The sequence below is a fragment of the Lentzea terrae genome, assembly GCF_003265345.1.
Taxonomy (GTDB): domain Bacteria; phylum Actinomycetota; class Actinomycetes; order Mycobacteriales; family Pseudonocardiaceae; genus Lentzea; species Lentzea terrae.
Window position 1 is genome coordinate 116,897 of sequence record NZ_QFWW01000006.1, and the last position, 25,358, is coordinate 142,254.

General features: G+C 67.4%; 22 protein-coding genes. 11 read left to right on the plus strand and 11 right to left on the minus strand.

Annotated features, from left to right (window positions below):
- Positions 1-18: 18 nt before the first annotated feature.
- Positions 19-210: a S1 RNA-binding domain-containing protein gene (locus tag DI276_RS09595; RefSeq protein ID WP_112262920.1), complete on the minus strand. Its 192-nt coding sequence runs from the start codon at positions 208-210 to the stop codon at positions 19-21.
- A gap of 179 nt (positions 211-389) precedes the next feature.
- On the opposite strand from DI276_RS09595, the gene DI276_RS09600 reads away from it, so the two are divergent.
- Positions 390-1,352 (plus strand): helix-turn-helix transcriptional regulator, encoded by a 963-nt coding sequence (locus tag DI276_RS09600; protein ID WP_232836549.1) that lies wholly within the window; start codon positions 390-392, stop codon positions 1,350-1,352.
- Positions 1,349-2,266: a sigma-70 family RNA polymerase sigma factor gene (locus DI276_RS09605; protein WP_232836550.1), complete on the plus strand. Its 918-nt coding sequence runs from the start codon at positions 1,349-1,351 to the stop codon at positions 2,264-2,266. The genes DI276_RS09600 and DI276_RS09605 overlap by 4 nt, the downstream gene beginning before the upstream one ends.
- Here the strand turns inward: DI276_RS09605 and DI276_RS09610 are convergent.
- Positions 2,226-3,992 (minus strand): LamG-like jellyroll fold domain-containing protein, encoded by a 1,767-nt coding sequence (locus DI276_RS09610; RefSeq protein ID WP_112263332.1) that lies wholly within the window; start codon positions 3,990-3,992, stop codon positions 2,226-2,228. The genes DI276_RS09605 and DI276_RS09610 overlap by 41 nt on opposite strands.
- 93 nt (positions 3,993-4,085) lie before the next feature.
- Between DI276_RS09610 and DI276_RS09615 the strand changes: the two genes are divergently transcribed.
- Entirely contained in the window at positions 4,086-4,805 is a 720-nt protein-coding gene (locus DI276_RS09615; protein WP_112262922.1) for a sulfite exporter TauE/SafE family protein, read from the plus strand.
- On the plus strand, positions 4,802-5,782 hold the full coding sequence (locus DI276_RS09620) for a hypothetical protein (RefSeq protein WP_112262923.1): 981 nt from the start codon (positions 4,802-4,804) through the stop codon (positions 5,780-5,782). Before DI276_RS09615 ends, DI276_RS09620 begins: the two co-directional genes overlap by 4 nt.
- Here the strand turns inward: DI276_RS09620 and DI276_RS09625 are convergent.
- From DI276_RS09625 to DI276_RS09645, 5 genes are read right to left on the minus strand one after another with little or no spacing between them, the layout of a single operon-like run.
- The gene (locus tag DI276_RS09625; protein WP_112262924.1) at positions 5,767-7,392 is read right to left on the minus strand and encodes an alpha/beta fold hydrolase; all 1,626 of its coding nucleotides are present in this window, start codon (positions 7,390-7,392) and stop codon (positions 5,767-5,769) included. The two genes, DI276_RS09620 and DI276_RS09625, sit on opposite strands and share 16 nt — an antisense overlap.
- Before the next feature lie 59 nt (positions 7,393-7,451).
- Positions 7,452-8,423, minus strand: coding sequence for an L-histidine N(alpha)-methyltransferase (gene egtD, locus DI276_RS09630; protein WP_112262925.1), 972 nt, complete (start codon positions 8,421-8,423; stop codon positions 7,452-7,454).
- Entirely contained in the window at positions 8,420-9,145 is a 726-nt protein-coding gene (gene egtC / locus DI276_RS09635) for an ergothioneine biosynthesis protein EgtC (RefSeq protein ID WP_112262926.1), read from the minus strand. Before egtC ends, egtD begins: the two co-directional genes overlap by 4 nt.
- A gap of 4 nt (positions 9,146-9,149) precedes the next feature.
- The gene (gene egtB, locus DI276_RS09640; RefSeq protein WP_112262927.1) at positions 9,150-10,439 is read right to left on the minus strand and encodes an ergothioneine biosynthesis protein EgtB; all 1,290 of its coding nucleotides are present in this window, start codon (positions 10,437-10,439) and stop codon (positions 9,150-9,152) included.
- Positions 10,436-11,635, minus strand: a complete 1,200-nt coding sequence (locus tag DI276_RS09645; RefSeq protein ID WP_112262928.1) for a glutamate-cysteine ligase family protein — start codon at positions 11,633-11,635, stop codon at positions 10,436-10,438. Before DI276_RS09645 ends, egtB begins: the two co-directional genes overlap by 4 nt.
- Before the next feature lie 169 nt (positions 11,636-11,804).
- Here DI276_RS09645 and DI276_RS09650 point away from each other — a divergent pair, with 169 nt between their 5' ends.
- On the plus strand, positions 11,805-12,425 hold the full coding sequence (locus tag DI276_RS09650) for a methyltransferase domain-containing protein (RefSeq protein ID WP_112262929.1): 621 nt from the start codon (positions 11,805-11,807) through the stop codon (positions 12,423-12,425).
- On the opposite strand, the gene DI276_RS09655 is transcribed toward DI276_RS09650, so the two are convergent.
- A complete protein-coding gene (locus tag DI276_RS09655; protein WP_198680540.1) occupies positions 12,422-12,985 on the minus strand; it encodes a YbhB/YbcL family Raf kinase inhibitor-like protein in 564 nt (187 codons plus the stop codon). The two genes, DI276_RS09650 and DI276_RS09655, sit on opposite strands and share 4 nt — an antisense overlap.
- 172 nt (positions 12,986-13,157) lie before the next feature.
- Here DI276_RS09655 and DI276_RS09660 point away from each other — a divergent pair, with 172 nt between their 5' ends.
- Positions 13,158-14,642, plus strand: coding sequence for a S8 family peptidase (locus DI276_RS09660; protein ID WP_112262931.1), 1,485 nt, complete (start codon positions 13,158-13,160; stop codon positions 14,640-14,642).
- 47 nt (positions 14,643-14,689) lie between these two features.
- Here the strand turns inward: DI276_RS09660 and DI276_RS09665 are convergent, their stop codons facing one another.
- Both DI276_RS09665 and DI276_RS49820 read right to left on the minus strand, forming a co-directional pair.
- A complete protein-coding gene (locus tag DI276_RS09665; protein ID WP_112263333.1) occupies positions 14,690-17,572 on the minus strand; it encodes a PQQ-dependent sugar dehydrogenase in 2,883 nt (960 codons plus the stop codon).
- A gap of 247 nt (positions 17,573-17,819) precedes the next feature.
- Positions 17,820-17,972, minus strand: a complete 153-nt coding sequence (locus tag DI276_RS49820; protein WP_157984603.1) for a hypothetical protein — start codon at positions 17,970-17,972, stop codon at positions 17,820-17,822.
- A 153-nt stretch (positions 17,973-18,125) separates the two neighbouring features.
- Here DI276_RS49820 and DI276_RS09670 point away from each other — a divergent pair, with 153 nt between their 5' ends.
- Both DI276_RS09670 and DI276_RS09675 read left to right on the plus strand, forming a co-directional pair.
- Positions 18,126-18,719 carry a TetR/AcrR family transcriptional regulator gene (locus DI276_RS09670; RefSeq protein ID WP_112262932.1) on the plus strand — a complete coding sequence of 198 codons (594 nt, stop codon included), beginning with the start codon at positions 18,126-18,128 and terminating at the stop codon, positions 18,717-18,719.
- 31 nt (positions 18,720-18,750) lie between these two features.
- Positions 18,751-20,031 carry a cytochrome P450 gene (locus DI276_RS09675; protein WP_112262933.1) on the plus strand — a complete coding sequence of 427 codons (1,281 nt, stop codon included), beginning with the start codon at positions 18,751-18,753 and terminating at the stop codon, positions 20,029-20,031.
- Between the two features lie 166 nt (positions 20,032-20,197).
- On the opposite strand, the gene DI276_RS09680 is transcribed toward DI276_RS09675, so the two are convergent.
- On the minus strand, positions 20,198-21,673 hold the full coding sequence (locus DI276_RS09680) for a peptide MFS transporter (RefSeq protein WP_112262934.1): 1,476 nt from the start codon (positions 21,671-21,673) through the stop codon (positions 20,198-20,200).
- Between the two features lie 143 nt (positions 21,674-21,816).
- On the opposite strand from DI276_RS09680, the gene DI276_RS09685 reads away from it, so the two are divergent.
- The 3 genes from DI276_RS09685 (at position 21,817) to DI276_RS09695 (ending at position 25,352) form a co-directional block, all read left to right on the plus strand.
- The gene (locus tag DI276_RS09685; RefSeq protein ID WP_112262935.1) at positions 21,817-22,380 is read left to right on the plus strand and encodes a TIGR03086 family metal-binding protein; all 564 of its coding nucleotides are present in this window, start codon (positions 21,817-21,819) and stop codon (positions 22,378-22,380) included.
- An 85-nt stretch (positions 22,381-22,465) separates the two neighbouring features.
- Positions 22,466-23,128: a glycoside hydrolase family 75 protein gene (locus tag DI276_RS09690; RefSeq protein WP_112262936.1), complete on the plus strand. Its 663-nt coding sequence runs from the start codon at positions 22,466-22,468 to the stop codon at positions 23,126-23,128.
- Positions 23,129-23,456: 328 nt separating this feature from the next.
- Complete coding sequence (locus tag DI276_RS09695) at positions 23,457-25,352, plus strand: methyl-accepting chemotaxis protein (RefSeq protein ID WP_112262937.1); 1,896 nt, start codon at positions 23,457-23,459, stop codon at positions 25,350-25,352.
- Positions 25,353-25,358: the final 6 nt, after the last annotated feature.

The following is a 25,358-nucleotide window of genomic DNA, read 5'->3' on the forward strand; positions in this document are numbered from 1 at the left end:
TCCGGTGAAACTCAGGCGTTAGGCCAGCTCAAGGCTGAACCGTTGCTTGTCGGCGTCCACCGCGAGCACCTTCACCTGCACCGCGGCACCGACCTCGGCCTGCTGGCCGTGCAGGAGCCCGTGTGCACCGGCGGGGTGCTCGACGAACGAACCGAACGGGACGGTCGAGACGACCTTCCCGGAAAAGACCTCACCAACGTTGGGAAGCATTGCGCATCACCTCCTCTCCCAAGCGCATCTCCAACTCGAGAAGCGCGGGATCCGGAGGGGCCCTGATCAAGTCAGGGCCGGGCAACCGTTCCGCTCACGGCACAAGGCCGACCCGGCAGTCATGCCGCAAACCTTAGCCACCGCAGGCCGTTGTCCGCAATGGAATCTAGACTCCTCACATGCTGGAGACGTCCGCACGGCTGCTGAAGCTCCTCTCCTTGCTGCAGGTGCGGCGCGACTGGACGGGCCCGGAGCTCGCCGACCGGCTCAGCGTCGACGTCCGCACGATCCGCCGTGACGTCGACAAGCTCCGCAGCCTCGGCTACCCCGTCACGTCCCTGCCCGGTGCGGCCGGCGGCTACCAGCTCGGCGCCGGCGCGGAACTCCCACCGCTGCTGCTGGACGACGACGAAGCCGTCGCCGTGGCAGTAGGGCTGCGAACAGCCGCCAACGGCACGATCGCGGGCATCGAGGAGACGTCGATCCGCGCCCTCACGAAACTGGAACAGGTCCTGCCACACCGACTGAGGCGACGAGTGCAGGCGCTCCAGGCCCACACCACTCCCCTGACCAACGCGGGCCCCACAGTCGACCCCGAGACGCTCACGATCATCGCCGCCGCCTGCCGCGACCACCAGCAGCTGCGCTTCACCTATGCCCCAACGCAAGGCGAGCCCGCGCAACGTCTCGTCGAACCTCAAGGCCTCGTGCACACCGGGCGGCGCTGGTACCTCGTCGCGTGGGACGTGTCCAAAGAGGACTGGCGCACGTTCCGCGTCGACCGCATCCCCGACGAACCCACGCTCGCCGCACGCTTCACGCCGCGCGAACCGCCGGCCGAAAGCCTCGGCGAGTTCGTGTCCCGCCAGGTCTCCTCGAACGTCTACACCTACCAGGCGGTGCTGACGATCCACGCGCCGCTGCAGGACGTCGCCGACCGCACCACGCCCATGTCGGCGGCGCTGGAGCCGATCGACGACAACTCGTGCCGCATGCGCACCGGCGCCGACTCCCTCGACCGGATCGTGTTCCACCTGATGTTCCTCGGCTACGAGTTCACCGTGCACGAACCGCCGGAGCTCAGGGACCACATCCAAACGTCCATCAGCAGACTGCAGAACGCGATTGGAGTGCAAGGGTGACAGTGGACTTCGCGACGGTGGCCGACCCGTTCCGGCGGGAGCTGCTCGCGCACTGCTACCGGATGCTCGGCTCGCTGCACGACGCCGAGGACCTGGTGCAGGAGACGTATCTGCGCGCGTGGAAGTCGTACGACCGGTTCGAAGGCCGTTCGTCGGTGCGCACCTGGCTGTACCGGATCGCGACGAACGTCTGCCTCACCGCGCTCGACACCCGCACGCGCCGCCCGCTGCCGTTCGGACTCGCCGCGAGCGCCACCGAAACCGACCCGCTCACCCAGGACCACGAGATCCCGTGGCTGGAGCCGTTCCCGACCGACCCGGCCGCGATCGTCACCGAACGCGAGTCCACCCGGCTGGCGTTCGTGGCGGCGCTCCAGCACCTGCCACCCCGGCAACGCGCGGTGCTGATCCTGCGCGACGTCCTCAAGCTGACGGCGGCCGAGACCGCCGACCAGCTCGACATGACCGTCGCGGCCGTCAACAGCGCCCTGCAGAGGGCCCACGCGCAGCTCAAGGACCTCAGCGAGGACGCGGTCACCGAACCGGCCGACGCCAAACCGCTGCTGGACAGGTGGGTCAAAGCGTTCGAGGCCAAGGACATCCCGGCGATCATCGGCATGTTCACCGAGGACGTCGTCTGGGAGATGCCGCCGTACCCGCAGTGGTACCGCGGCCCCGAGATGGTCGCGTGGCACCTCACGAACCAGTGCCCGGCCGTGCCGAACAGTGCGCGCATGATCGCCGTGGAAGCCAACGGCCAGCCCGCGTACGGCCTCTACTTGAGAGCAGAGGACGACGTGTTCCGGCCGTTCAACCTCCAGGTGCTGGAGATCGAAGACGACCGGATCACGCACGTCTCGTCGTTCTTCGACCTCAGTCTGTTCCCGAAGTTCGGGCTGCCTTCGACCGCATGAACTCGGAGCGGTCGAGCGGCCGACTCACCACGCGCATGTCGCCGATCCAGCCGTACAACGACTTCTCGACGATCTTGTTGTACGCGTAGGCACCGACGAGCCACGGGTCACCGGCGGTGGAGATGCCGCGCGCCGGCGTGGACGGGTTGCGCAGCAAGGGCGAGCCGTCCACGTACAACGTGGTGTGCGTACCGTCGTTGACCACCGCGACGTGCCACCACGTCTCGTACGGCATCTCGTGGCCCCAGTTCGTGGAGATGCCCGGCAGGTTGCGAGGAAACACCGCCCACTGCAGGCTGCCACCGCCCGCGAGGTTCAGCGTGGCGATCGGCTCGCTCGGGTCGTCCCCGGTCTTGCCCGCCGCCGAACCGGGCGCGAGCTTGGTGAACAACCCGCACCACGGGTGGTTGAAGTCCTTGGGCAGCTTGAGGAACAGCTCGATCGTGTAGCCGCGCTCGAACGTCTGCTTGTTGAGCGGCGCACCGTCCACAGTGGTCAGGTAGCCGTTCTTGCCGAAGTACAACGAGCGGTGCGACGGCGCGAACCGGTGGTGGTCGTCAGACCCGGTGAGCGTGCCGGTCTGCTTGAGGTCGTTCCCGTTGCCCGACAGGTCCTTCAACCCCTCGCCGAGCCGCCAGTACGCGACGGTGCCCGGCACCACCACGTCGCGGGCCGGCTGCGCGGGCGGCAGGACCGGCGGGTCGAACCGGGCGAACCGCTGCTCGAAGTCGATCGGCACGCTGAACCGGTCGGCCGGTCCGGTCAGCTCGATCTCCTTGCGCTCCAACGGGTTGAGCGTCCGCTTGCCGAGCAGCCACGGCGACAACGTGCGCACGTCGATCGTCTTGCGGTCGAGGTCGAAGTGGTAGAGCCGGATCATCGCGCCGCCGCCGTAGTAGCGGTCCTGGTAGTTCGTGATGTGCACGTGCACGTCGTTGCCCGCGGCGTTGCGCATCGTCGCCCGCGCCGGCGGCCAGAAGTGCCCGTTCAAAGTCAGGAAGATCTGGTCGTTGTCCTTGATCAGCTCGTCCCACAGCTTGCGGCCGTAGTCGGACATCGTGGCGTTGCCCTCGCCGCCGTCGTAGACCAGCTCGTGCGTGGTGAGGATGACCGGCAGCTTGGCGTGCTGCTTCAGCACCTCACGCGCCCACGCGAAGCCCTTGGCCGACATGCGCCAGTCCAGCGCCAGGACCAGCCACTCCTTGCCGGCGGCCCGGAAGACGTGGAACGAGTTGTAGCCGTCCGCGCTCGCTCCCCGGAACGTCGGCGAGTGCCGGAACCGGGCAGGGCCGAACCTGTCCAGGTACGGCGTGCGGCCGCGCTGGTCGTCGGTGCGCGAGTCCGGCAGGTCGTGGTTGCCCGCGAGCACGCTGTACCCGACCCTGCGCCGGTCGAGCACCTCGAACCGCGCGCTGATGTCGTCGATCTCGCTCTTCTGCCCGTTCTCGACGAGGTCGCCGAGGTGGCTGATGAAGACGATGTTCTCCGACTTCTGGTGGTCGATCAGGTACTGCAGCGTCGCCTTCATCGGCGCCGAGTCGCCGCGGTCCAGGTCGAACATGTACTGCGTGTCCGGGATCACGGCGAGCGTGAACCGCCGCGCCTCCGGGTCGGGCCGACCGCCCTTGACAACGATGTCGGCGTTGGCGGAACCGGGCGTGACCAGGGCGGCAGCGGCGGCGGTCGCACCGGTGCCGAGCAGAAAAGAACGACGAGACGCGGTCATGGCGCGGACCATAAGTGTCCTTGACCAACGCCAGGCCAACAGCAAGCAAAACCTGGTCGAGGGACATCCAGCGGGTCGATAGCATCGCTAACTATGTCTTGGGGGTTGCTGGTCGTCGCAGGTGTCGTCGTCGCTTTCGGAGGGCTGCTGCAGGGTCTGATCGGCTTCGGTCTGGCGCTCGTCGCCGTGCCGCTGCTCGCACTGCTGGATCCCGCACTCGTCCCGGTGCCCGTGCTGGTCGTCGCCAGCGCGCACGCGATGATGTCGCTGGTCAGGGAGTTCGGCCACGTCGACTGGCGCGGCGTCGGCTGGGCGATGCTCGGCCGCCTGCCGGGCACCGTCATCGGCATCTGGATCGTCGACTCGCTCGACCAGAAGAGCTTCGGCGTGGTGGTCGGCGCGGCGGTGCTGGCGTGCGTGCTGCTCTCGGTCATCTCGTGGCGCCCGCAGCCCACGCCGCCCTCCCTCGTCACGGCCGGGGTCGCGAGCGGGTCGTTCGGCACGGCGACGTCGATCGGCGGCCCGATGGTGGCGCTGCTCTACCAGAACCAGGAGGGCCCGCAGGTCAGGGCGACGCTGGCGGCGTTCTTCACGCTGGGCTCCGTCGTCTCGATCATCGGCCTCACCGCCACGGGGAACGTGACCGCGCACCAGCTGTGGTCCGGGGTGCTGCTGATCCCGTTCCTGGTGGCCGGGTTCCTGCTCTCGGGACCGTTGCGCAAGAAGTTCGACGCGGGCGGCATCCGGACCCCTATGTTGATCGTGGCCGGGGCGAGCGCCGTGGTGCTGATCGTGAGGAGCGCGTTGCTGTGATCTGGGGGACGGCCATCTTCGGGGCGGCACTCGCTGCGCTCGCCCTGATCAACGAACAGCTGCACTGGCTGCCACCGCTTCAGTTCGCCGCACTGGCGGTCGCGGTCCTGCTGATCGTCGTGGCACCGCGTCCCGCCTGGGTCGCGCTGGTGATCTCCGGAATCGCCGCGTACTCGGTGCGCTCGGTGTTCATGATGGTCGAGTTCGGGCACCTCGACTCCGTCTGCCTCAACGGCAGCGCCATGTGCAGCGGCACCGAGCCCGGCTGGTACACCGGCGACGAGAAGTTCTACTCCCCCGACGTCACCAGGTTCTTCCTCGAACTGCCGGTCGTACCGGCGTGGGTGGTCGCCATCGGTGTGCTGGGCTGGTCGATCCGGCGAGCCAGTTGGCGCACCGCGATCGCAGGAGCGGTGTACGCCGTGGCGGTGGTGGCGATGCCGTACGAGGCCCCGATCGTGCTGTTCGCCGCCGCCGCGGCCGCCGCGGGTCCTCGCCGGGACGCGCACTACCTGGCGGGCATCGGGATTCTGGCACTCGCGCTGATGGATCAGCGGGGACCGTGGACGTTGCTGATCACGATCGTCGCGATCACCGCGACACTCGCACTGGCGGTCCGGGCCATGGTCAGGAAGGACGGCGTCAACGGTGCCGTGGCTCTGGTGTCGCTGGCATCAGCCTCGCTGACGCCGTTCCTCAGTGCGGGTGTGCTGCTGATCGCAACAGCGATCAAGCAACGCACGTGGGCCGTGTTCGCGGTCTGCGCGATCGGTGCGCTGGCCGCGGGTCAGACCCTCATTCCGAACGACGAGCCGACGACGGGCTTCACCACGATCAGGGGCGTGCCCATGAGCTCGAGCTTCGCCGAGGAGCCGAACAACCCGGCCTGGCTGATCGTGACCGGCGTGCTCCTGGCGATTGCGGCGGTGACGGTGCTGTACCGCCACCGCCGCAAGATCGATCAGGCGAACGGCTGAACGTTCGGCTGGAACACCGAACCGTCAACCGGCGCTTCGAGGTCCACCAGGTACTTCGCCACGGCCGCGTCCGTGCCGGCCGAGCGGCCCAGGATGCAGTGGCCGAACGAGTCGACGCTGATCAGCCGCGCGTTGCTGAGCTGCTTGGCCATGCGCTGCGAGAACAGGTACTGCGTCGCCGGGTCGTAGTAGTTGCCCACCACGACGATCGGGTTCTTGGTGTGGCGGTTCCACGGGCCGATCCAGCGGTCCGGGTGGCGCGTCGGCCACGTCGGGCACGTCATCAGGTCCGCAGCCGCCTGGTAGCGGCCGAACGTGGGCGACTCCTTCTCCCACTTGTTCGCCGTCTGCTCCCAGAAGCGGTTCGTCCGCGCGAACGGCTTGTCGATGCAGTTCACCGCGAAGTACGAGTCGTCGGCGGTGTACGGGGTGTCCGCCAGCGGGTCCACGTCCCAGCGGCCGTTACCGGTCGCCGGAGCCGGAACGTCCACAACGGACGCTTCAGCACTGAGCGCGGCCGCGGACGCCTCGGCCGGGTTGAGGGCCACGTGGACCTTCTGCAGCCACGGCACCAGCGTGTTGATCCGCGCCACCGAGTACAGGTCGCCGGCGACGCGGCCCACGACGGTGGACAGCGAGACCGGAGCGGGCTCACCCGGCACGGTGACCGGGCCGTTCTTCCGCAGCGCCGCCTTCATGTTCTCGAACTTCTGGCGGGAGTTGCCGGAGAACGCGCACTTGGCCGTGCCGACCGAGTCGCAGCGCTTGAGCATCGCGTCGAGCGCGATCTCGAAACCCTTGGCGCGCTGGCGGTCGTACTCGGTGCCGTTGGTCAGGCGCAGCTGCGGGTCGACGTTGCCGTCGATCACCATCGCCCGCGTGCGGTGCGGGAAGATGTTCGCGTACGTCGAGCCGAGCAGCGTGCCGTAGGAGAAGCCGACGAAATTCAGCTGCTTGTCGCCGACGGCCTCGCGCATGACGTCGAGGTCGCGCGCGACGGCCTCGGTCGACATGTGGTTGAGCAGCGGACCGGCGTTGATCTTGCAGTAGTCGGTGTAGGCCTTCGACTGCCGCAGCGAGCTGGCGATCTCCTCCTTGGTGATCGGGAGGCTGAACCAGCCCTCGTTCACCGCGTCGGCCTCTTCCTGGGTGCGGAAGCAGCGCAACGGCGCACTGCGGGCGACACCGCGCGGGTCGAAGCCCACGATGTCGAACCGGTCCAGCACGGATGCCGGGAAGTAGTTCTTCGCGACAGCGCCGCGGACGTAACCGGAACCACCGGGACCACCGGGGTTGAGGAAGATCGACCCGATCTTGCGCGACGGGTCGTTCGCGGGCCGCTTCATCATGGCGATGCCCGTCTTCTCACCGCGCGGACGCGAGTGGTCGACGGGCACTTCCTGGACGGCGCAGCTGAGCCGCGCCTTCTCCTCGGGCGTCACGGAGGCCGGAAGGGCAGCGAGCTCGTTCGCCGCGCACTGCCCCCAGGCAGCGGGTCTGACGGAAGATGCCTCGGTCTGGGCACTTGCGGTGCCCAGACCGGAAACAACAGTGCCGAGCACGAGCGAGGACGCCAGTGCCAGGCGGACGGATGCAGAGGTGTACGTCACTGATGCACCCCATCACCGACGGTGCACCGTTTGTACCCGCCTATCGGAGGGTTGTGTCCCTAGACGGCCTGGGCCAATGAGACGGCGAACCTGCCCTCCGTGTCGGTCCACCAGCGGTGCAAGGAAAAACCGCCCTGCTCCAGCTCCTTCCGCACACCTTCCTCGCGAAACTTCGCCGAGACTTCCGTCCGCAGTTCTTCACCTTCGCGGAACTCAACGGTCAACCCGAGCTCGGCGAGCGAAACGCGCATGTCTCGCTTGGCGCGCAACCGCATCTCGATCCATTCCTGCTCGGCGTTCCACAACGCCACGTGCTCGAACGCCTCGACGTCGAAATCACCGCCGACCTCGCGGTTCAGCACGTTCAACACGTTGCGGTTGAACTCGGCCGTGACGCCCTGCGCGTCGTCGTACGCGCGCACCAGCACTTCGGGATCCTTCACCAGGTCCGTGCCGAGCAGCAGCCACTCCCCCGGCTCCAGCACGTCGCGGACGGTGCGGAAGAACTTTTCCCGCTCCTCTGGAATCAGGTTGCCGATCGTGCCGCCCAGGAACGCCACCACGCGCGGTGACTCGCCCGGCAGCAACGAGAGGTGCTGCGTGAAGTCGCCGACCACGCCGTGCACGCGCAGGCCGGGGTAGGCCGCCATGATCGCGTGCGCCGCGTCGGTGAGGGCCGACACCGAGACGTCCAGCGGCACGAACTCCTGCAACGTGCCGTGCTCACGCAGCGCACTCAAAAGCAACCGCGTCTTCTCCGACGAGCCGGAACCCAGCTCCACCAACGAATGCGCCCCGGTCGTCGCCGCGATCTCACCCGCGCGGCCGGCCAGCACCTCGCGTTCGGCACGCGTCGGGTAGTACTCGGGCAGCCGCGTGATGTCCTCGAACAACGCGCTGCCCACCGCGTCGTAGAACCACTTCGGCGACACCCACTTCGGGTCTGCCGTCAGCCCGGCGCGCACGTCGGCACGTAACGCGTGTGCGGCGTCCTCCGGCTTGAGATGAACGTCCAGCACCGGCTCGGTCATATCGGTCGAACCTCCACAGTGGATGGCACAGCGGTGACCACGTGCCGGTCGGGGATCTCCCGCCAGGCAGGGTCGTCGTCAAGCGGTTCGGACGCGATCGTCACGCCCTGGCCTTTCTGCAGCACCCACAGGGCGTGTGTCCACGTCGTCCCCACGAGCACTTCTCCGTTGGTCAGCAGGAAGTTCAGGCGCGAGTTCGGAGCCGCGTCCGCCACCTCCTGCACGAGTTCAACAAGCGCCTGCGCCGGGTTCTTCCCGGTCTCCAGGCGACGTCTCAGCACCGTCCACAACAGCGCGGAGTCGGTCGGTGCGTCCATCGTGAGCAGATCGGTCACGTCCAGCGTCTTCGCGAGCCCGGCCACCGTGCCGGGCCAGCCGTCAACGCGGCCGTTGTGGCTGAACAACCACGTGCCGTCGGTGAACGGCGCACACGCCGCATCGGACACCGGCATACCGGCGGTAGCCGAGCGCACCGCCGCCAGGAAAGCCGTCGACTCGGTGTTGGCCAGCTGACGCAGGTTCGGGTCGCTCCACAACGTGCCCGCACGCCGGTAGCGGACCGGGCCGGGGAACCAGCCGACGCCGTAGCCGTCGACGTTCACGGTTCCGCCGGCCCGCATGTCCGCGGGCAGGTACGACTGGTGCTCCAACGAATGCGGTGCGTCGTAGAGCATGCTGGCCAACGGCACGGCGGTGCCCAGGTAAGCCAGATGGCGGCACATCGGGCTAGGCGTCCCTGGCGCAGCGGAAGCCAGCGAAGATCTGCCTTCTGATCGGGTAGTCCCAGTTGCGGAACGTCGACCGGATCGCGGACTTGTCGGTGCCGAACGAACCGCCGCGCAGCACCTTGTAGTCCGGTCCGAAGAAGACCTTCGAGTACTCGGGGTACGGGAAGACCTCGAAGCCCGGATAGCCGTGGAAGTCCGTCGAGGTCCACTCCCACACGTCACCGATCAGCTGGTGCACGCCCGCGGGCGAGGCGCCCTTGGGGTAGGCACCGACCGGCGCCGGCCGCAGGTGCCGCTGACCGAGGTTGGCGTGGATCTCGTCGGGATCCTCGTCGCCCCACGGATAACGGCGCGACTGCCCGGTCTCGGCGTCGTAGCGGGCGGCCTTCTCCCACTCCTGCTCCGTAGGCAGTCGCTTGCCGGCCCAGGTCGCGTACGCCTGGGCCTCGTGGAAGCACACGTGCACCACGGGTTCGTCCGGCACGATCGGCTCGGTGACACCGAACGCGGTGCGGCTGAACGAGTTCCCCTCGCGGTGCCAGAACCGCGGCGCGACGAGTTTCGCCGTCGTCCGGTGCTGCCAGCCCTCATCTGTCCACAGGCGACGGTCGTCGTAGCCGCCGGCCAGGACGAACTCGGCGAACTCGCCGTTCGTGACCGGGGTGGTGTCGATGAAGAACGGGTCGACGTGGACGGTGTGCGCCGGCCGTTCGTTGTCGAGCGCCCACGGTTCGTCCGAGGTGCCCATTTCGAACGGACCGCCCGGGATGAACGCTTCCGTTGCGGGCACGAGGTTTCCGGTCGGCGGTGGCGGCGCCTGCAGAGCGGGTTCACCGACCCGCAGCTGGTGCGTGGCGAGCATCGTCTCGTCGTGCTGCTGCTCGTGCTGCACGATCATGCCGAACGCGAAGGCGTTCTCGACGAGCTTGCGGCCCTCCAGCGGGACCTTCTCCAGCACGTCGAACACCTTGCCGCGCACGTCCCCGACGTACTGGCGCGCTTCCGCCGGGTTGAGCAGCGGTAACTCGGGCCGCACACTGCGCGAGAACTTGAACGCGTCGTAGTACTCGTCGATGTCGCTTCTGACCGGCTCGCGACCGCCGACGTCGCGAACGAGCCAGAGCTCTTCCTGGTTGCCGATGTGCGCCAGGTCCCAGACCAGCGGCGACATCAGTTTCGAGTGCTGCCGGACGAGATCGTGCTCGTCGACGGCATCGGTCAACGCGGTGGAACGCGCGCGCGAACGCAACAGTTCCTCCGCCACGTGCTCGCGGAGTTCTTCGGTCACAGCTTCCCCTCAAGCTCCCGGCTGATGGCGCTGATCTGATCATGAGAGAGTCCGGTGCGGTGCAACGACTCAATGCCAAGGGACACAACATCTTTGGCCGCTCTGGCAATGCGTTCGTCCGCCATCCCGTGCCGCGCGGCGACGAGCCACCGCCCGGCCGCCCGTTCCGTCGCCGCCAGCACACCGTCCACAACGGACGGGTCGCTGAACAGCGCGACGAGCAGCGCACTCGGCGCGATCCACCCGCCAGGCGCGGGTGTGTCGAGGTATCTGATCTCGATGTAGCCGCGCGGTCTCACCGGCGGGAACATCGTCGTGAGGTGGTAGTCGAGGTCGTCGCTGGTGGGGCTGCGGTCGAGCGCCCCGTCGATCCAGTCGGCGAAGGTGAGTCTTCTGGGCGGAATCCAACTAGGACTCGGCCCGCGCACGACGATCACCGGAGTGTCGAGCACGCGCTTCGCATAAGCCTGAGCCGGATCGGCGCACACAGCGCTTGGCCTGGTGCGCACGGGATCCGTGCCGTAGAGCGTCCGCATCCGCGCCGACGCCCAGTCCACGTGCTGCCCACCGACGCTCGGCGAGTTCGCGAACATCGCGATCATCACCGGCCCGAGCTGGTGCACGGCCGCCCACCGGTCCTTGAGGTGCTTCTCCTCACCGAAGTCGAGGCACACCTGCAGTCCGGCGGTGTTGCACATCATGGCGATGCCGTCGCCGCCGACGCTGCCGAACGCGTGCTCCATCGCGGCGTAGCGCGGCACCTGCAGCATGCGCGTGGGACGTCTGTGCTGGTCAGCGCCACGATCGCCGAGCACGAGACCGTGGTCCGCCAACAGTGCGGTGAGATGATCGATGTCCTGGGCGACCGTCCGGAAGAGGTCCGGGAGGCTGGTGCAGGGAGGAGTGGAGATCTCGACCTGCCCGCCGGGTTCGACGGTCAACGGTGTGCCGCTCGGTAGCGGCCGCTGGGGGCTGTCCGGAACGAGGGTGGGAGGCGCGTGCTCGCCGAGAGCAGCGGCCAACCGATTCCTGTCTAGCGTCTGACCTGGGTCTTCCGCGTGGTGCACGGTCCATTCGAGCTCCACGCCGAACAACCTCGGAGGCCCGTGCTTGAAACAGACCGAGGCCACATACGCCTCGGCCTCCGCGCGGTCGGCGAACCTCGCCGGCGCGGGTTGGTCACGCAACGCAGTCACGCTGCCACACTCCCCGTGATCGAATGGCGCACTCGACGCTACACGCGGGGTCTGACAGTTGCACGTCCTCGAGCGACCGCAAATCCTTACGGATCAACGACGTGCTCGTGCGCACGCGTGCGCACACACGTGTCTTCCTTGGAAAACCTCCAACTCATAACGTGAACTCATGGTGACGTGGCGCTTACGAGCGCAAGGTCTGGCCGGTGCTGTTGCCGCAGAAGGCGTCCTGCGCGACTCGGCGTGGCGCGAGGCCATCGAAACGATTCCGCGGCACGAGTTCGTGCCGCGGTTCTACGTGCAACGGCCGGACGGCAGCTGGGCGGAGACGACCGCCGCGGACGACGGCTGGCTCGCTGCCGCGTACCGCAACGAGCCGCTCGTCACCGATCCCGTCACGCTGTCCTCTTCGGCCAAGCCCGGCCTCCTGGTGCGGATGCTCGAAGCACTCGACGTGCGCGCCGGACACCGGGTGCTGGCGAGCGGCTGCGGCTACCTGGCCGCGCTGCTGGCTCACCGGCTCGGTCCGAACCAGGTGTTCACACACGACCTGCACGCGCCGTTCGACCGCATCATCAGGACGTGCTCGGTGCCGACCGTTCCGTGGGCCTGGGCGGAACAGTTGCGCGAAGGAGGTCTCGCGCTCGTCGACCTCGAGCCGGGCGACCTCGTGCTGCTCACCCGGCACGCCGATCGGCTCGAGGGACCGTTCCTGCGCCGAGGCGGTCCGGCTCGGAACCCGGACCGCCTCACCGTCACACCCGACGGCCGACACCACATGTGGAACTAGGGCTTCGCCGTCGAGAATCCGACCAGCTTGGCCTGACCGACCGCCGCCTTCCTGGCCGCGGCCTCCACATCGGCCACCTTCGAGTTCTTGTTGATCCCCGGCAGGTTCTTCACCTTCAGGGCGTAGAGCGTGAACTCGTACTTGTGCTTCGAGCGCGGGCACGGGCCGAAGAACTGCTCGTTCACCGAAGCGTTGCCCATGGCGCGCTGGTGGGCGCCCTTGAGCTCGGGCTCGACGAGGTCGTAGCCCTTCTTCAGACCCTCGGGCAGTGAGGTGACCGCAGCCGGGATGTCCCAGGCCGCCCAGTGCTTCCCGCCGTTCGCGGTGTCGATGAACAACAGCGCGTAGGACTGGGCGGGAACGTCGCCGCCGGTCCACGCGAGCGGCGGCGAGATGTCGTTGCCGGCCTTGTGGTCGAACGCGCACGAGTACTTGTCCGGGATGTTGCCGTTGTTCTTGTAGGCCGTGCTGGTCAGGGCCAGCGGCGCCGGAGCAGCGACCGCAGGAGCCGCCACGGCCAAAGCGGCCAACGAGAGAGCGGCCGCGAAGAATTTACGCACGAAAGAACCTCCAGTTGAACGGGCGGCGGAGGTTTCTGACAAGAGCCATCCGACCACAGATAGCTGACCGATGCAATACGGCGGGTGTGCATTCCTGTACTACGCTCCGCAATGAGTTCGCGTATCCGCCGCGTGAGCCGCAGCTTTTGAGACGCGTTCACAAGGGAGAACAATGCGGAAATTCCGGATCGGACTCGTCGCGGCCGCAGGACTAACGTGTGTCAGCACGCCTGCGCAAGCCGCCGAAGACACCTTCATCGTGGTCCTCAGGGAGCACATCCTCACCACCAGCGTGACATCTCAATACGATGTGAGCGTTCGTCACACATATTCATCGGCGCTCAACGGATTCTCCGCGACGATGACTGCGCAGAAAGCCGCGCAACTCGCGAAGGACCCGAACGTCGCGATGGTCCAGCGCAACCAAACACACGTCATCAGCGACGAGCAGACCAACGTGCCGACCTGGGGCCTCGACCGGATCGACCAGCGCAGCGTGCCGCTCGACCAGACCTACTTCTACTCGACCGACGCCAAAGACGTGCACGCGTACGTGATCGACACCGGCATCCGGGCCACGCACCAGACGTACGAGGGCAGGGTCGGCAACGGGTTCGACTCGATCGACAACGACACCGAGGCGCAGGACTGCCACGGCCACGGCACGCACGTCGCGGGCACGGTCGGCGGCGACAGGTACGGCGTCGCCAAGAAGGTCAAGCTGCACGGCGTCCGCGTGCTGAACTGCAAGGGCAGTGGCACCACGGAATCCGTCGTCGCGGGCGTCGACTGGGTCACGAAGAACGCGGTCAAGCCCGCCGTCGCCAACATGTCGCTGGGCGGTGGACCGGACGCGGTGCTCGACGCGGCAGTCGAGCGGTCGGTCGCGTCCGGCATCACGTACGCCATCGCCGCGGGCAACTCCAACCAGGACGCCTGCGGTCACTCCCCCGCCAGCGCGCCGAACGCGATCACCGTCGGCGCCACGAACCGCGACGACAGCCGGTCAGCGTTCTCCAACTGGGGCAGGTGCGTCGACGTCTTCGCGCCGGGCTCCGGCATCCTGTCCGCCTTCAACACGAGCGACACCGCCACGCAGACCGCGTCCGGCACGTCGATGGCCTCGCCGCACGTCGCCGGTGCCGCCGCGCTGTACCTGGCCAAGAACCCCCGAGCGACACCAGGGCAAGTCGCCAAAGCGCTCACCGAGACCGCGACGCCGGACAAGGTCACCAACCCCGGCCCCGACTCGCCGAACAAGCTGCTCTTCACCGACCACGGCATCACCCCGCCGGCGCCCGCACCTGGTTGCGGCCGCAAGGTCAACGACGTCGACATCGACATCCCCGACGCGGGCGAGTACGTCGGCACCGCAATCCGGTACGCGGGCTGCGAGGGCAACGCGCCGACAAAAACGAAGGTCGAGGTGACGATCACGCACACCGCGCAGAGCGACGTGCGGATCGAGCTCGTCGGCCCGAGCGGCAAGTCGTACCTGCTGAAGGCGCACGGCACGGGCACCAAGTTCCAGCCGTACTACACCGTCGACCTCTCGGCCGAAACCAAGAACGGCACGTGGCAGCTCCTGGTCCGCGACCGCGCGGAAGGTGACGTCGGCACGCTGCAGAGCTGGGCGATCACCCTGCCCAAGAAGTGAAAGAGCGGGGCCTCCGAAAACCGGAGGCCCCGCCCATCACAACGAAATCAGGTACGAGCGTTCGAACGTCCGCGCAACACGGTGTTCGCCGTGGACGCGTTCTTGATGGCCGTTTCGATCTGCGCCATCGTGGACGACGAAGTGATTCCCGGCACCGTCGCTGTGTTCAACGCGTACAAAGTGAACGTGTACGGGTTGGTGGAGCCACCGGGACACGGCCCGAAGTACTTCTGCGAATTCGCACCCGAGCCCATCGCCTTCTGCTTCGCCCCGCCCTGGCCGGGAACGTTGAAGCCGGCTCCGAGATTCTCCGGCAACGAAGAGGTGGCAGCCGGAATGTCCCAGATCGCCCAATGCAGCTTGTTGCCGTTGTTCACGCGGTCCGCGAAAACGATGGCGTACGCCTGTGCACCGGTGGACGCACCCCATGCGAACGGCGGCGACGGGTCCTGACCCGCTGTGCCGTCACCGGCGCAGGTGTACTTGGCGGGGATCATCGCGTCGTCCGCGAACGCCGAGGACGTCAGCTTGAAGCCGCCGCCACCGCCGCCCGAGTACTGGATGTCGATCAGCAGGACGCGGTCGTTGTTCGCGGTGCCGTCCTTGTCCGTCGACGTGGTCAGCCAGATGTCGCCGTCGTGGTCGACCTCGACCGTGCGCAGGCGGTTGTAGGTGCTCTGGAAGTACACCTTCTGGTCCACCAACGCGTCGTTCGCGTCGATCCGCAGGCGGTAGACGCGCTGACCCACCGTCGTGGCCACGAAGATGTGGTCGTTGATGATGGTGATGCCCGACGGCGAGGCCTGCGACGTCGACCAGGTCTTCTTCGGCGCGATGTAGCCGGCGCAGTTGCCCGAGGTGCCTTCGCAGTGCGGGTAGCCGTAGTTGCCGCCCTTGGTGATCAGGTTGACCTCGTCCTGCGTGGAGTCGCCGAACTCGGCCGCCCACAGCCGGCCCTTCGAGTCGAAGTCGAGGCCCTGCGGGTTGCGGTGGCCCTTCGACCAGACGGCGTTGCCGAACGGGTTGTCCGACGGGATCGAGCCGTCGAGGTTGATCCGCAGGATCTTGCCGTTGAGCGAGTTGTTGTTCTGCGGGTGGCTTTCCTTGTTCTGCGCGTCGCCGACGGACACGTACAGCTTGCCGTCCACCGGGCCGTACCGCAGCCGGCCACCGTTGTGGAAGCGGTTCTTCGCGAGGCCCTGCAACAGGATCTGGTACGAGCTCTGCACGAGTGCGCCGTTCTCGTACTTGATCCGGATGACGCGGTTGCCCTCGGCCGCCGTGTGGTAGACGTACACCCAGTGATCCGTCGCAAAAGAAGGCGACACTTCGAGGCCGAGCAGGCCGCCCTCACCGTTCGTGCCGACCGCCTGGCTGATCTTGCCGGCCAGCGTCTTCTGCCCGCTCTTGGTCAGCCGGTAGATGTTGAACGTGTTGCGCTCGCTGAACAACGCCGAACCGTCCGGCAGGAACACCACGCCCCACGCGACGTCGACACCGGACGCGATCGTGGACACCGCACCGGGGTCGGGCGTGCCGGTCGGCCCACCGGCGGCCGGAGTCACCTTGATCTCGTTGGACAAACCGGACTGGTTGTTCTTGGCGTCCTTGGCGAGCACCCGGAACGCGTACTCGGTACCGGCGGTCAGCCCGGCCACGGTCGCCGAGGTGGCGTTGCCGTCGGCGGTCTGCTTGACCGCACCGTTGACGTAGATGTCGTACCCGGTGACGCCCACGTTGTCCGTGGAGGCGTTCCAGGCGATGTCGACGGAAGTCGCGGTCTTGCCGGTCGACCGCAGGTTGCCGGGCACCGTCGGCGCCTCGGTGTCCGGCGGCGCGGGCTGGGTGCGGCCGGGCACGTTGTTGGAGGCCTGCGAGACGTTGCCGGCCGCGTCCTTCGCGATGACGGTCCAGTCGTACTCGGTGTCGGGCTGCAGGCCGGTCACGGTCGCCTGGAGCACGTTGCCGACGCTCGCCATGTGCTGGCCGTGCTGGTAGATGTCGTAGCCGGTGACGCCGACGTTGTCCGTGGCCGCTTCCCACTTCAGCGACACGGAGTTCTGCGTCGAGGACACGAACTGCAGGTTCTTCGGCGGCGTCGGCGACTCGTTGTCCGGCGGGCCGACCAGCACGGCGGTCAACTTGTCCGCGTTCGGGCCACCGTTCGCGGTCGTCGCGGTCGCGCGGATCTTGTTCGGACCGGCCTTCAGCGTCACCTTCGCGGTGCGCGTCTGCCACGTCGTCCACGCGCCGGTGCCGGGGAACGACACGGTCTGCGCGCCGGCGCCGTCCACGGTCACCGAAACCGGGCGGTCGGTCGTCGTTCCGTTGGCGTAGCGGAAGGTCAGGTCGTGCTCGCCGCCCTGGTCCGCCGTGATCGTGTACTCGACGTACGAGCCGCTCACGTTGTTGTAGTTGACGAAGCCCGTGCCGGAGAAGCCCGCGTGGTTGGACTCGACGACGCCCTGCGAGATCGTCGCGCTCTCCGCCTCCTGCTCCAAGGCGGGAACACTGGCGATCTCCTCGACCTCGATGTAGTCGAGGTTCGGGCCGCCCGTGGCACCGGTGGCCGTCAGCCGGATCGTGTTCGCGCCCGCGTTCAGGTTGACCGTGTTCTCGACGGAGGTCCACGCCGTCCACGTGCCGGTGCCCGCGAACGTGCGCTCGTCGACCGCGAGGCTGCCGTTGACGTTCACGTCGACCGGGCGGTCGGTCGTGGTTCCGTTGGCATAGCGGAAGACCAGCTTCGCCTGACCCGCCTTCGTCGCGTTCACCGAGAACTCGACGGCGCTCCCGGCCACGTTGTCGAAGTTGACGAAACCTGATCCGGAGAAGCCGGCGTGGTTCGACTCCACCACGCCCTGGGAGATCGTCGCGCTCTCCGCTTCGTACCTGACCGGCGCCGCGGAAGCGGCCTCAGGTACCGACATCACTGCGATGGTTGTCGCGAACGCAACACCCACCGTGCCGAACGCGCGTAACGCCCGGCCTCTGCTCGGTGCCACTGTTGTGCCTCCCACAAGACGGGTAGGGGGATCACTCCATGCGGCGGCGGATTCAGTTTTTGGGATAGAAAGTTTCCTATCTGTCGCGCAGATCACACCACCGCGTGACAAGCGCTGTCAACCCTTGCGCGACGTGCGGGAAAGCGCTTACCCCAGCTAGTGACCCCGGCCGTTACCTGTCCCGGTTCTCCGCCAGTGCGGCGATGAGGTCCGAGACCGTCCGACTGAGCAGCAGATCGACCACGTGGACGCCTGTGGACTCACGCCGCTGCCACCCGAGGCGCTCAGCGAGCGCCGACAGCTTGATGATCTCCCGCGTCTCCATGGCGGCAGAGGATATTGGTGCCGGGAGAAACGTCCACGCAGGCCCGGCCGATGATCCACACGAAAGGATCACCCAAGAAGATCACACCGATGGACGTGTCCAATCCGTACGTACGGATTGGATTTCCCGCCCCTGCCCTGCGACCATCTACCGGTGCCCAGGGTGAGCCAGGACCACCTCGACGCCCGCCGCCGTCAGATCCTCGACGGTGCGCGTGCCTGCTTCGCGCGCCACGGCTACGAGGGTGCCACGGTACGCCGTCTGGAAGAGGCGACGGGACTCTCCCGTGGTGCGATCTTCCACCACTTCCGCGACAAGGAGTCGCTCTTCCTCGCGCTGGCCGAGGACGACGCCCTGCGCATGGCCGACGTGGTGGCCGAACAGGGCCTCGTCCAGGTCATGCGCGATCTGCTGGACGAACCGGAGAAAAGGGACGAAGAGCACGCGGCGGACTGGTTGGGCACGCGCCTCGAAGTCTCCCGCAGGCTCCGCACGGACCCCGATTTCCGCGCGCGCTGGGCCGAGCGATCAGAACAACTGACCGCGGCCACCCGCCAGCGCCTCATCCGCCAGCGGGAAGCCGGCAACCTCCGCGACGACGTCGACGTCTCCGTCCTGACGAGCTTCCTCGAGCTCGTCCTGGAAGGCCTCGTCTCGCATCTGGCCATGGGACTTCCGGCGGACGACATGGAACCGGTCCTCGATCTCGTCGAAGAAACCGTGCGCCGCCACCGCCGCAACTCTTGAAGGTTCTTCACTTAAACCTCAAGGTGGACTCATGTCCACGCTGAAGACCGCCGCCCAGTTCTTCGCAGTGCGCACCCTCGTCCGCGGCTACGCGCTCATTGGTGACCCGTACGCCGGCGTGATCGCCTCCCCGCCGGACCGCGATCCGTACGCCATGTACGAGAAGGTGCGCGCCAAGGGCGACATGGTCCGCAGCAGGATGGGTGCCTACGTCACGCCGTCGCGCGAGATCTGCGACTCGGTGCTGCGCGACAGCCGGTTCCTCACGATGACGTTCGACGAGGCGTCGATGGTGCCGATCACGCTGGTCAAAAACGGCGAGAAGATCGTCAACCCGGTGCAGGACTCGTTCCTGATGATGAACCCGCCCAACCACACCAGGTTGCGCAAGCTCGTGCAGCCGTTCTTCACGCCGCGAGCGTTGAAGGACCGCACCGAGTCCATCCAGAAGATCGTGATGCAGTACCTCGACCGCCTGGACGGCCGGTTCGACGTCGTCAGCGAGTTCGCGTCGCAGGTGCCGATCCAGGTGATCGCCGACCTGTTGGGCGTGCCGGACGACCAGAAGGAGATCTTCGCCCGCTGGGGCAGCGCGCTCGCCGAGACGCTCGACGGCGTGTGGTCGCACAAGCAGCTGAAGAACCTGCACAGCACGATCATCGAGTACAACGACTTCATCGACGTGCTGATGGACGAACGGCGCCGCGACCCGAAGGACGACATCGTCAGCCACCTGCTGACCCAGCACGCCGACCTCAGCCGCGAGGATCTCGTTGCCACGACCGGGTTGTTGCTGTTCGCCGGGTTCGAGACGACGGTGAACCTGATCAGCAACGGCGTGCTGAAGGCGTTCGAGAACCCGCACACCGTCGCGCCGCTCGCGCAAAGTCCCGAGTACGCCGAGGGGTTCGTCGAGGAGGTGCTGCGGCTCGACCCGCCCGTGCAGTACACGATCCGCTGGCCGAAGGAGCGCCTCGAACTGGCCGGCGTCAGCCTCCCCAAGGGCATGCCGGTGATGCTGATGCTGGCGGCGGCCAACCGGGACCCGCGGGTGTTCTCCGACCCGCTGAAGTTCGACCCGACGCGGTCCAACGCGCGCGAGCACCTGTCGTTCAGCGCGGGCATCCACTACTGCATCGGCGCGGGGCTCAGCCGCATCGAGGGCGCCATCGCGTTGCACGAGCTGTTCAAGCGGTTCCCGAACCTCGCGCCGGACGGACCGGTGGCGCGCAGGAGGTCGAAGCTGATCCGCGGCGCGTTGCGACTTCCGGTGCGAGCGAACGAAACCAAACGATCACTGGCGGTGAACTAGAGCTGACGTGGGGCGAAATTCGTCGCTGCACGTGCTCGACTTCACCCGCGTGGAGCAATGTTCGTGCCCCAATGACACATCTCCGTAGTGCATCCTTGAAGGCAGAGAGGGAGACCCGCCGCACCGCCGCCGCGACGGGCCTCCCTCTCGCCCTTTCTCAAGCGACTTACTCGACGCCCGCCATGAGCTTGCGGATCGCCGGAGCCGCCACCGCCAGCGCGACACCGAGCACCACGGCCGCGCCGCCCAGCGTGAAGAAGTACGCCGACGGGCTCGTCGTGTAGAACTTCACGAGCTGCGCGGCCACACCGGTGCCGGCCGAGACCGCGAGGAACCACAGGCTCATCGTCTGCGACGCGAACGCCCTGGGCGCCAGCTTCGTCGTGACGGACAGGCCGACCGGCGACAGCATGAGCTCACCGCAGGTCATGATCAGGAACATCAGCACCAGCCAGAGCGGCGTGACCTTGCCGTCGGCCGCCGAGTTGCTCGCGAAGTACATGAGCACGAACGACAGCCCGACGAGCACCAGCGCACCGGCGAACTTGCGCGGCGTCGACGGCGCGCGGTCGGCGAGCTTCACCCACAGCCACGCGAACACCGGCGCCAGCACGATGATCATGATCGGGTTGATCGACTGGAACCACGCGACCGGGAACGCCCAGCCGAACACCTGGTTGTCCACGCGCGAGTCGGCGAACTCCGCGATGACCGACGCGCTCTGCTCGAAGATCAGCCAGAACATCGCCGCCGCGACGAACAGCGGGATGTACGCGAGCACGCGCGGCTTCTCCTCCGGCAGCGTCTTCTTGCTGCGGTACATCACCGTGAAATACGTGATCGGCAGGACGATCGACATGATGCTGATCATCAGGATGACGCCCTCGACGCCACCGAGCAGGTACGACACCACGCCCAGCGCGCCGATCGCGACGACGATGGCAGCGATCAGGCCGTAGATGCGGCCCTTTTCGGCGACGGGCAACGGGTTCGGCGCCACCGCCGCCGCACCGCGCAGGTACTTGCGGCCGATCCGGTACTGGACCAGGCCGAGCGCCATGCCGACCGCGGCCACCGCGAAGCCCGCGTGGAAGCTGATGCCGTCCGCGAGCGCACCGGTGATCAGCGGCGACACGAAGCCACCGATGTTGATCGCCATGTAGAAGATCGTGAAGCCGGCGTCGCGACGCGTGTCGTGCTGCTCGTAGAGGCCGCCGACGACGGTCGAGATGTTCGGCTTGAGCAGACCCGTGCCGAGGACGATGAAGATCAGGCCCAGGTACACGCCCGCGATGCCGATGGGCAGCGCGAGAGAGATGTGGCCGCACATGATGAGCACGCCGCCGTAGAACGTGGCGCGCTGGCCGCCCCACACGCGGTCCGCGAGCCACCCGCCCGCGACACCGGACATGTAGACCGCGGTGCCGTAGATGGCGACGACGGACAGCGCGAGCGCCTTGTCGATGCCGAGACCGCCCTCGGACACGGCCGTCCACAGGTAGAGGCCGAGGATGGCCTTCATCCCGTAGAACGAGAACCGTTCCCAGAGCTCGGTGAAGAACAGCGTGGACAGGCCTCGGGGGTGCCCGAAGAAGCCTTTGTCCTGCGCGGAGATGCTGGCGCTGGGTGCGCTCACAGTCATCGTCCTCTCGTGTCAACGTTGTCACGGCGGATCCGGTGCACATTACGCCGAACGCTCGTACGGTTTGAAATCGGGGTTGCGTCCGAGTGGCCCAAATCTCCTGCCGGGGTGCGCGATTGAGCGGGATTTGATGCACTGCTGGGATGGACTTGATCCAGGCGCACGGACTGGCGATGACGGAGTTCGACCGACGGGTGCGGGCGATCGCACCGGATCAGTGGGTGCTCGGCACCCCGTGCCGGGAGTGGTCCGTCAGAGATCTCGTCGGACACCTGGTCTACGAACAGCTCTGGGCCCCTGAGCTGCTCGCCGGCTGCACCGTCGACCAGGTCGGGGACAGGTTCGACCACGACAACCTGGGCGACGACCCGCTGGTGTCCTGGGTGGTGGCGGCCGCGGCGGCGCGCGAGGCGTGGCTGGAGCCGTCGGCGTTGTCGAAGCCGGTGAGCGTCTCGTCCGGGACGATTCCGGCCGACGAGTACTGCTGGCAGATGACCACGGATCTCGCTGTCCACGCATGGGATCTCGCACGCTCGATCGGTGCCGACGAACGGATTGATCCCGAGCTTGCCGCAAGTGTGCTGGCGTATGTCCAGCGGAACATCGAGGAGTGGGGCGAAACTTCGATGTTTGACTCGCCGGTGCCGGTCGCCGACGACGCCGACGACCAAACGCGACTAATAGGACTGCTGGGACGTAAGCCGTAGACCCTTGACACCCGCAACTCAGGTTGCGCAGAGTGATGGCACCGCCGCTTTCAGTCAGGAAAGTTCCCTGTTGAAAGAGGTGGCAATGCGCAAGCTCGCCCCAGGGCTTCTCGCCGTGGCCGCGCTGGTGGCCTCCGTCCTGGCTTCCCCTGTTGCCCAGGCCGCCGGCCCCAGCGCCGCCCAGCTGCTCGCCGAGCTGACGGCCTGCCAGCAGATCTCGAACGGCAAGTACAGCACCGACTCGGGCTCGGCCAAGACCGTTCCGGTCTGCGGCAAGAACGGCGCGGTTTGGTACAGGGCCGACATGGACATCGACTGCGATGGCCAGCCCACACCGCGCTGCAACAAGAACACCGACCCGTGGTTCCAACCGGAGACCGCGTTCCAGGACTCGAAGGGCCGCCACCTGGTCGCCGACCAGCTGCCCTACACCGTCGTGCCGTCGCCGAGCGGCACGTGGGACTACCGCAAGCACGGCATCCAGGGCGGTGGCGTCGTCGCGGTCATCTTCACCAACCGCGTGGAGTACACCGTCGTCGGCGACACGGGACCCTCGAACATCATCGGCGAGGCCTCCTACGCGGCGGCGGTGAACCTGGGCATCAACCCGAACCCGAAGACCGGCGGCACCGACGGGCCCGTCCACTACCTGTACTTCAAGAACTCGAAGGTTTCCCCGATCGAGGACCACGGCAAGGCCGTCTCCCAGGGGGAGGCCCTGGCCCAGAAGTTCCTCGACGAGAACTGAGGCACGTCGCGGCGGTGACCGGATCCTCCCGGTCACCGCCGCGGTCGCGAGAAAAGAACCGACGGCCAATCACTGGGAGCAACAACCGCGAAACGGCCGCAAAATAGCGGTCACCGACTAGCGTGACGGCCCGAATACCGCAAATTGGGGATGCTTTCCAGCCATCACACGTTCGGGTATCGCCGCAGGACAAGGCCATCTTTCCGGGGCAAGCGCTGATATTCTGGCCGACGAACACAGAGCATTCGACACGATCTCGATGACATTCATCGATGGATCGCGATAATCCCCTGCGGTTTGTTCACCGGGCACACGAGAAGGCAGGGACATGGCGACGAAGATCACGCGTCGGCTGCGCTTGCCACACCGCAGGCTGGGATTCCGCCTCGCCGCGGCGATGCTGATGGTGTCGGTGCCGCTGATGGTGGCCCTGGCGTCGTTCCTCACCATCAGAGCGGCCGACAGCCTCACCGAGTCGAGCAAGCAGAACGCGGTCGAGAACGTCAGCGCCGCGTCGCTGAGGTTCTCCGACTGGCTCCGCGAACGGCAGCGCGACCTGGCGGTGACCGCGGCTGAGGCAGCGGACCAGACCTCCGCCGCCGTGATCACCGCGCTGCTGGCCGAACGGGTCAAGCTGACCCCGGAGTTCACGGTGGTGGAGACGCTGGACCTCGACGGCAACATCGTGGCCTCCAGCAGCGGGACGCCGCTGCCCGCCCGCAACGCGGACTGGTTCCGCACGGCCGTCTCCGGCAAGCCCACGCTGGCCTCGTTCACCGAGCGCGACGGTCGCATCGACTGGATCTTCGCCTATCCGATCCTCGGTGCCGACGAGCGGCCACGAGGCGTCGTGGCCGCCAACCTCACCCCCATGACGCTGCCGAAGCTGCTGATCAACCCCAACGTGCAGCAGGGCAGCGAGTTCACCGTGGTCGACGCGCAGCGCCGGCTGATCTTCGACTCCGCGACGATGAAGGACGCGACGGACGGCGCCGCGCTCCTGGCCGCGGGTGCGTTGCGGACTACGGTCGACAACCCCGCCACGCGGCAGGCCGCCGGAGCCGGCACCGGTTCGGTCACCTTCACCGACGCCCACGGCCATCAGGTCATCGGCGCCTACGACGTGATCGACGACCTGGGCTGGGTGCTGGTCGCGCAGGACGATCTCGACCTCGTGCTGGCGCCGACGACCCTGCTGCGCAACCAGGCGATCCTCATCGTGGGGGCCGGAGCACTCGTGGCCGCCGTCATCTCGGTCCTGTTCGCCTGGCGGTCGACCCGGCCGATCGCCCGGCTCACCGACTCGGCCCGGCGCGCAGCGAACGGCGACCTCGCCACCCGCGTCACACCCGCTGGTTCCGTCGAGCTGGTCACGCTCGGGGAGTCGTTCAACGCCACGGTGGCGAGGTGTGAGCAGCTGGTCGGGCAGGCGACGGCGGCAGGGTTCGACGTGAACTCGGCGGCCGCCGAGTTGTCCGCGTCCTCGGACCAGCTCGCAGCCACCACCACCCAGCAGAGCGTCGCGGTCACCGAGGCGACGGCGACCACGGAGGAGCTGGCCCGCGCGGCCTCGGTGATCGCCGACACGGTCGACGCCGTCACCCATCAGACCTCGGACACGCGGGACAACCTCGAGCAGGCCGAGAACGACATCAGGCTGTCCAGTGAGCGAACGCTCGCGCTGGCAGGACGGGTCAACGACATCGACGGCCTGCTCACGCTGATCAACGACATCGCCGACCAGACCAATCTCCTCGCGCTCAACGCGGCCATCGAGGCGGCCAGGGCAGGCGATCACGGCCTCGGCTTCGCCGTGGTGGCCGAGGAGGTTCGCAGGCTCGCCGAACGCTCCAAGACCTCCGCGAGCGACATCGCCTCGATCGTCTCGGCGATCCAGAGCGAGACCAACGCAACCGTCATGGCGATGGAGACGGGCGCCAAGCAGCTGGGCCAGGGCCTCGAACTGCTCGACGCCGTGGCCGAGGCGTACGGGCAGGTGCGCCTCACCACTCAGCAGCAGCGCAGCGCGACAGCCCAGGTGGTCGAGACCATGAGCCAGCTCTCCGACGCCAGCAGGCAGGTCTCGGCGACCGCGCAGCAGATCGCCTCCGCCGCGGGCAACCTCGCCGAACTCGCCGGCAGCCTGCACGAAGGCGCCAAGGTCGCGTCCGGCGGCGTGAGGGACGCCGGCAGCCTGCTCCACTCCGGCAACGGACACCGGTGATCGATC

Coding starts and splice junctions, on each gene's coding strand:
- DI276_RS09595 (WP_112262920.1), bottom strand. CDS start 210: ATGCTTCCCAACGTTGGTGAGGTCTTTTCCGGGAAGGTCGTCTCGACC.
- DI276_RS09600 (WP_232836549.1), top strand. CDS start 390: ATGCTGGAGACGTCCGCACGGCTGCTGAAGCTCCTCTCCTTGCTGCAG.
- DI276_RS09610 (WP_112263332.1), bottom strand. CDS start 3,992: ATGACCGCGTCTCGTCGTTCTTTTCTGCTCGGCACCGGTGCGACCGCC.
- DI276_RS09615 (WP_112262922.1), top strand. CDS start 4,086: ATGTCTTGGGGGTTGCTGGTCGTCGCAGGTGTCGTCGTCGCTTTCGGA.
- egtD (WP_112262925.1), bottom strand. CDS start 8,423: ATGACCGAGCCGGTGCTGGACGTTCATCTCAAGCCGGAGGACGCCGCA.
- egtC (WP_112262926.1), bottom strand. CDS start 9,145: ATGTGCCGCCATCTGGCTTACCTGGGCACCGCCGTGCCGTTGGCCAGC.
- DI276_RS09650 (WP_112262929.1), top strand. CDS start 11,805: ATGGTGACGTGGCGCTTACGAGCGCAAGGTCTGGCCGGTGCTGTTGCC.
- DI276_RS09660 (WP_112262931.1), top strand. CDS start 13,158: ATGCGGAAATTCCGGATCGGACTCGTCGCGGCCGCAGGACTAACGTGT.
- DI276_RS09665 (WP_112263333.1), bottom strand. CDS start 17,572: ATGTCGGTACCTGAGGCCGCTTCCGCGGCGCCGGTCAGGTACGAAGCG.
- DI276_RS49820 (WP_157984603.1), bottom strand. CDS start 17,972: ATGGAGACGCGGGAGATCATCAAGCTGTCGGCGCTCGCTGAGCGCCTC.
- DI276_RS09675 (WP_112262933.1), top strand. CDS start 18,751: ATGTCCACGCTGAAGACCGCCGCCCAGTTCTTCGCAGTGCGCACCCTC.
- DI276_RS09680 (WP_112262934.1), bottom strand. CDS start 21,673: ATGACTGTGAGCGCACCCAGCGCCAGCATCTCCGCGCAGGACAAAGGC.
- DI276_RS09685 (WP_112262935.1), top strand. CDS start 21,817: ATGGACTTGATCCAGGCGCACGGACTGGCGATGACGGAGTTCGACCGA.
- DI276_RS09690 (WP_112262936.1), top strand. CDS start 22,466: ATGCGCAAGCTCGCCCCAGGGCTTCTCGCCGTGGCCGCGCTGGTGGCC.
- DI276_RS09695 (WP_112262937.1), top strand. CDS start 23,457: ATGGCGACGAAGATCACGCGTCGGCTGCGCTTGCCACACCGCAGGCTG.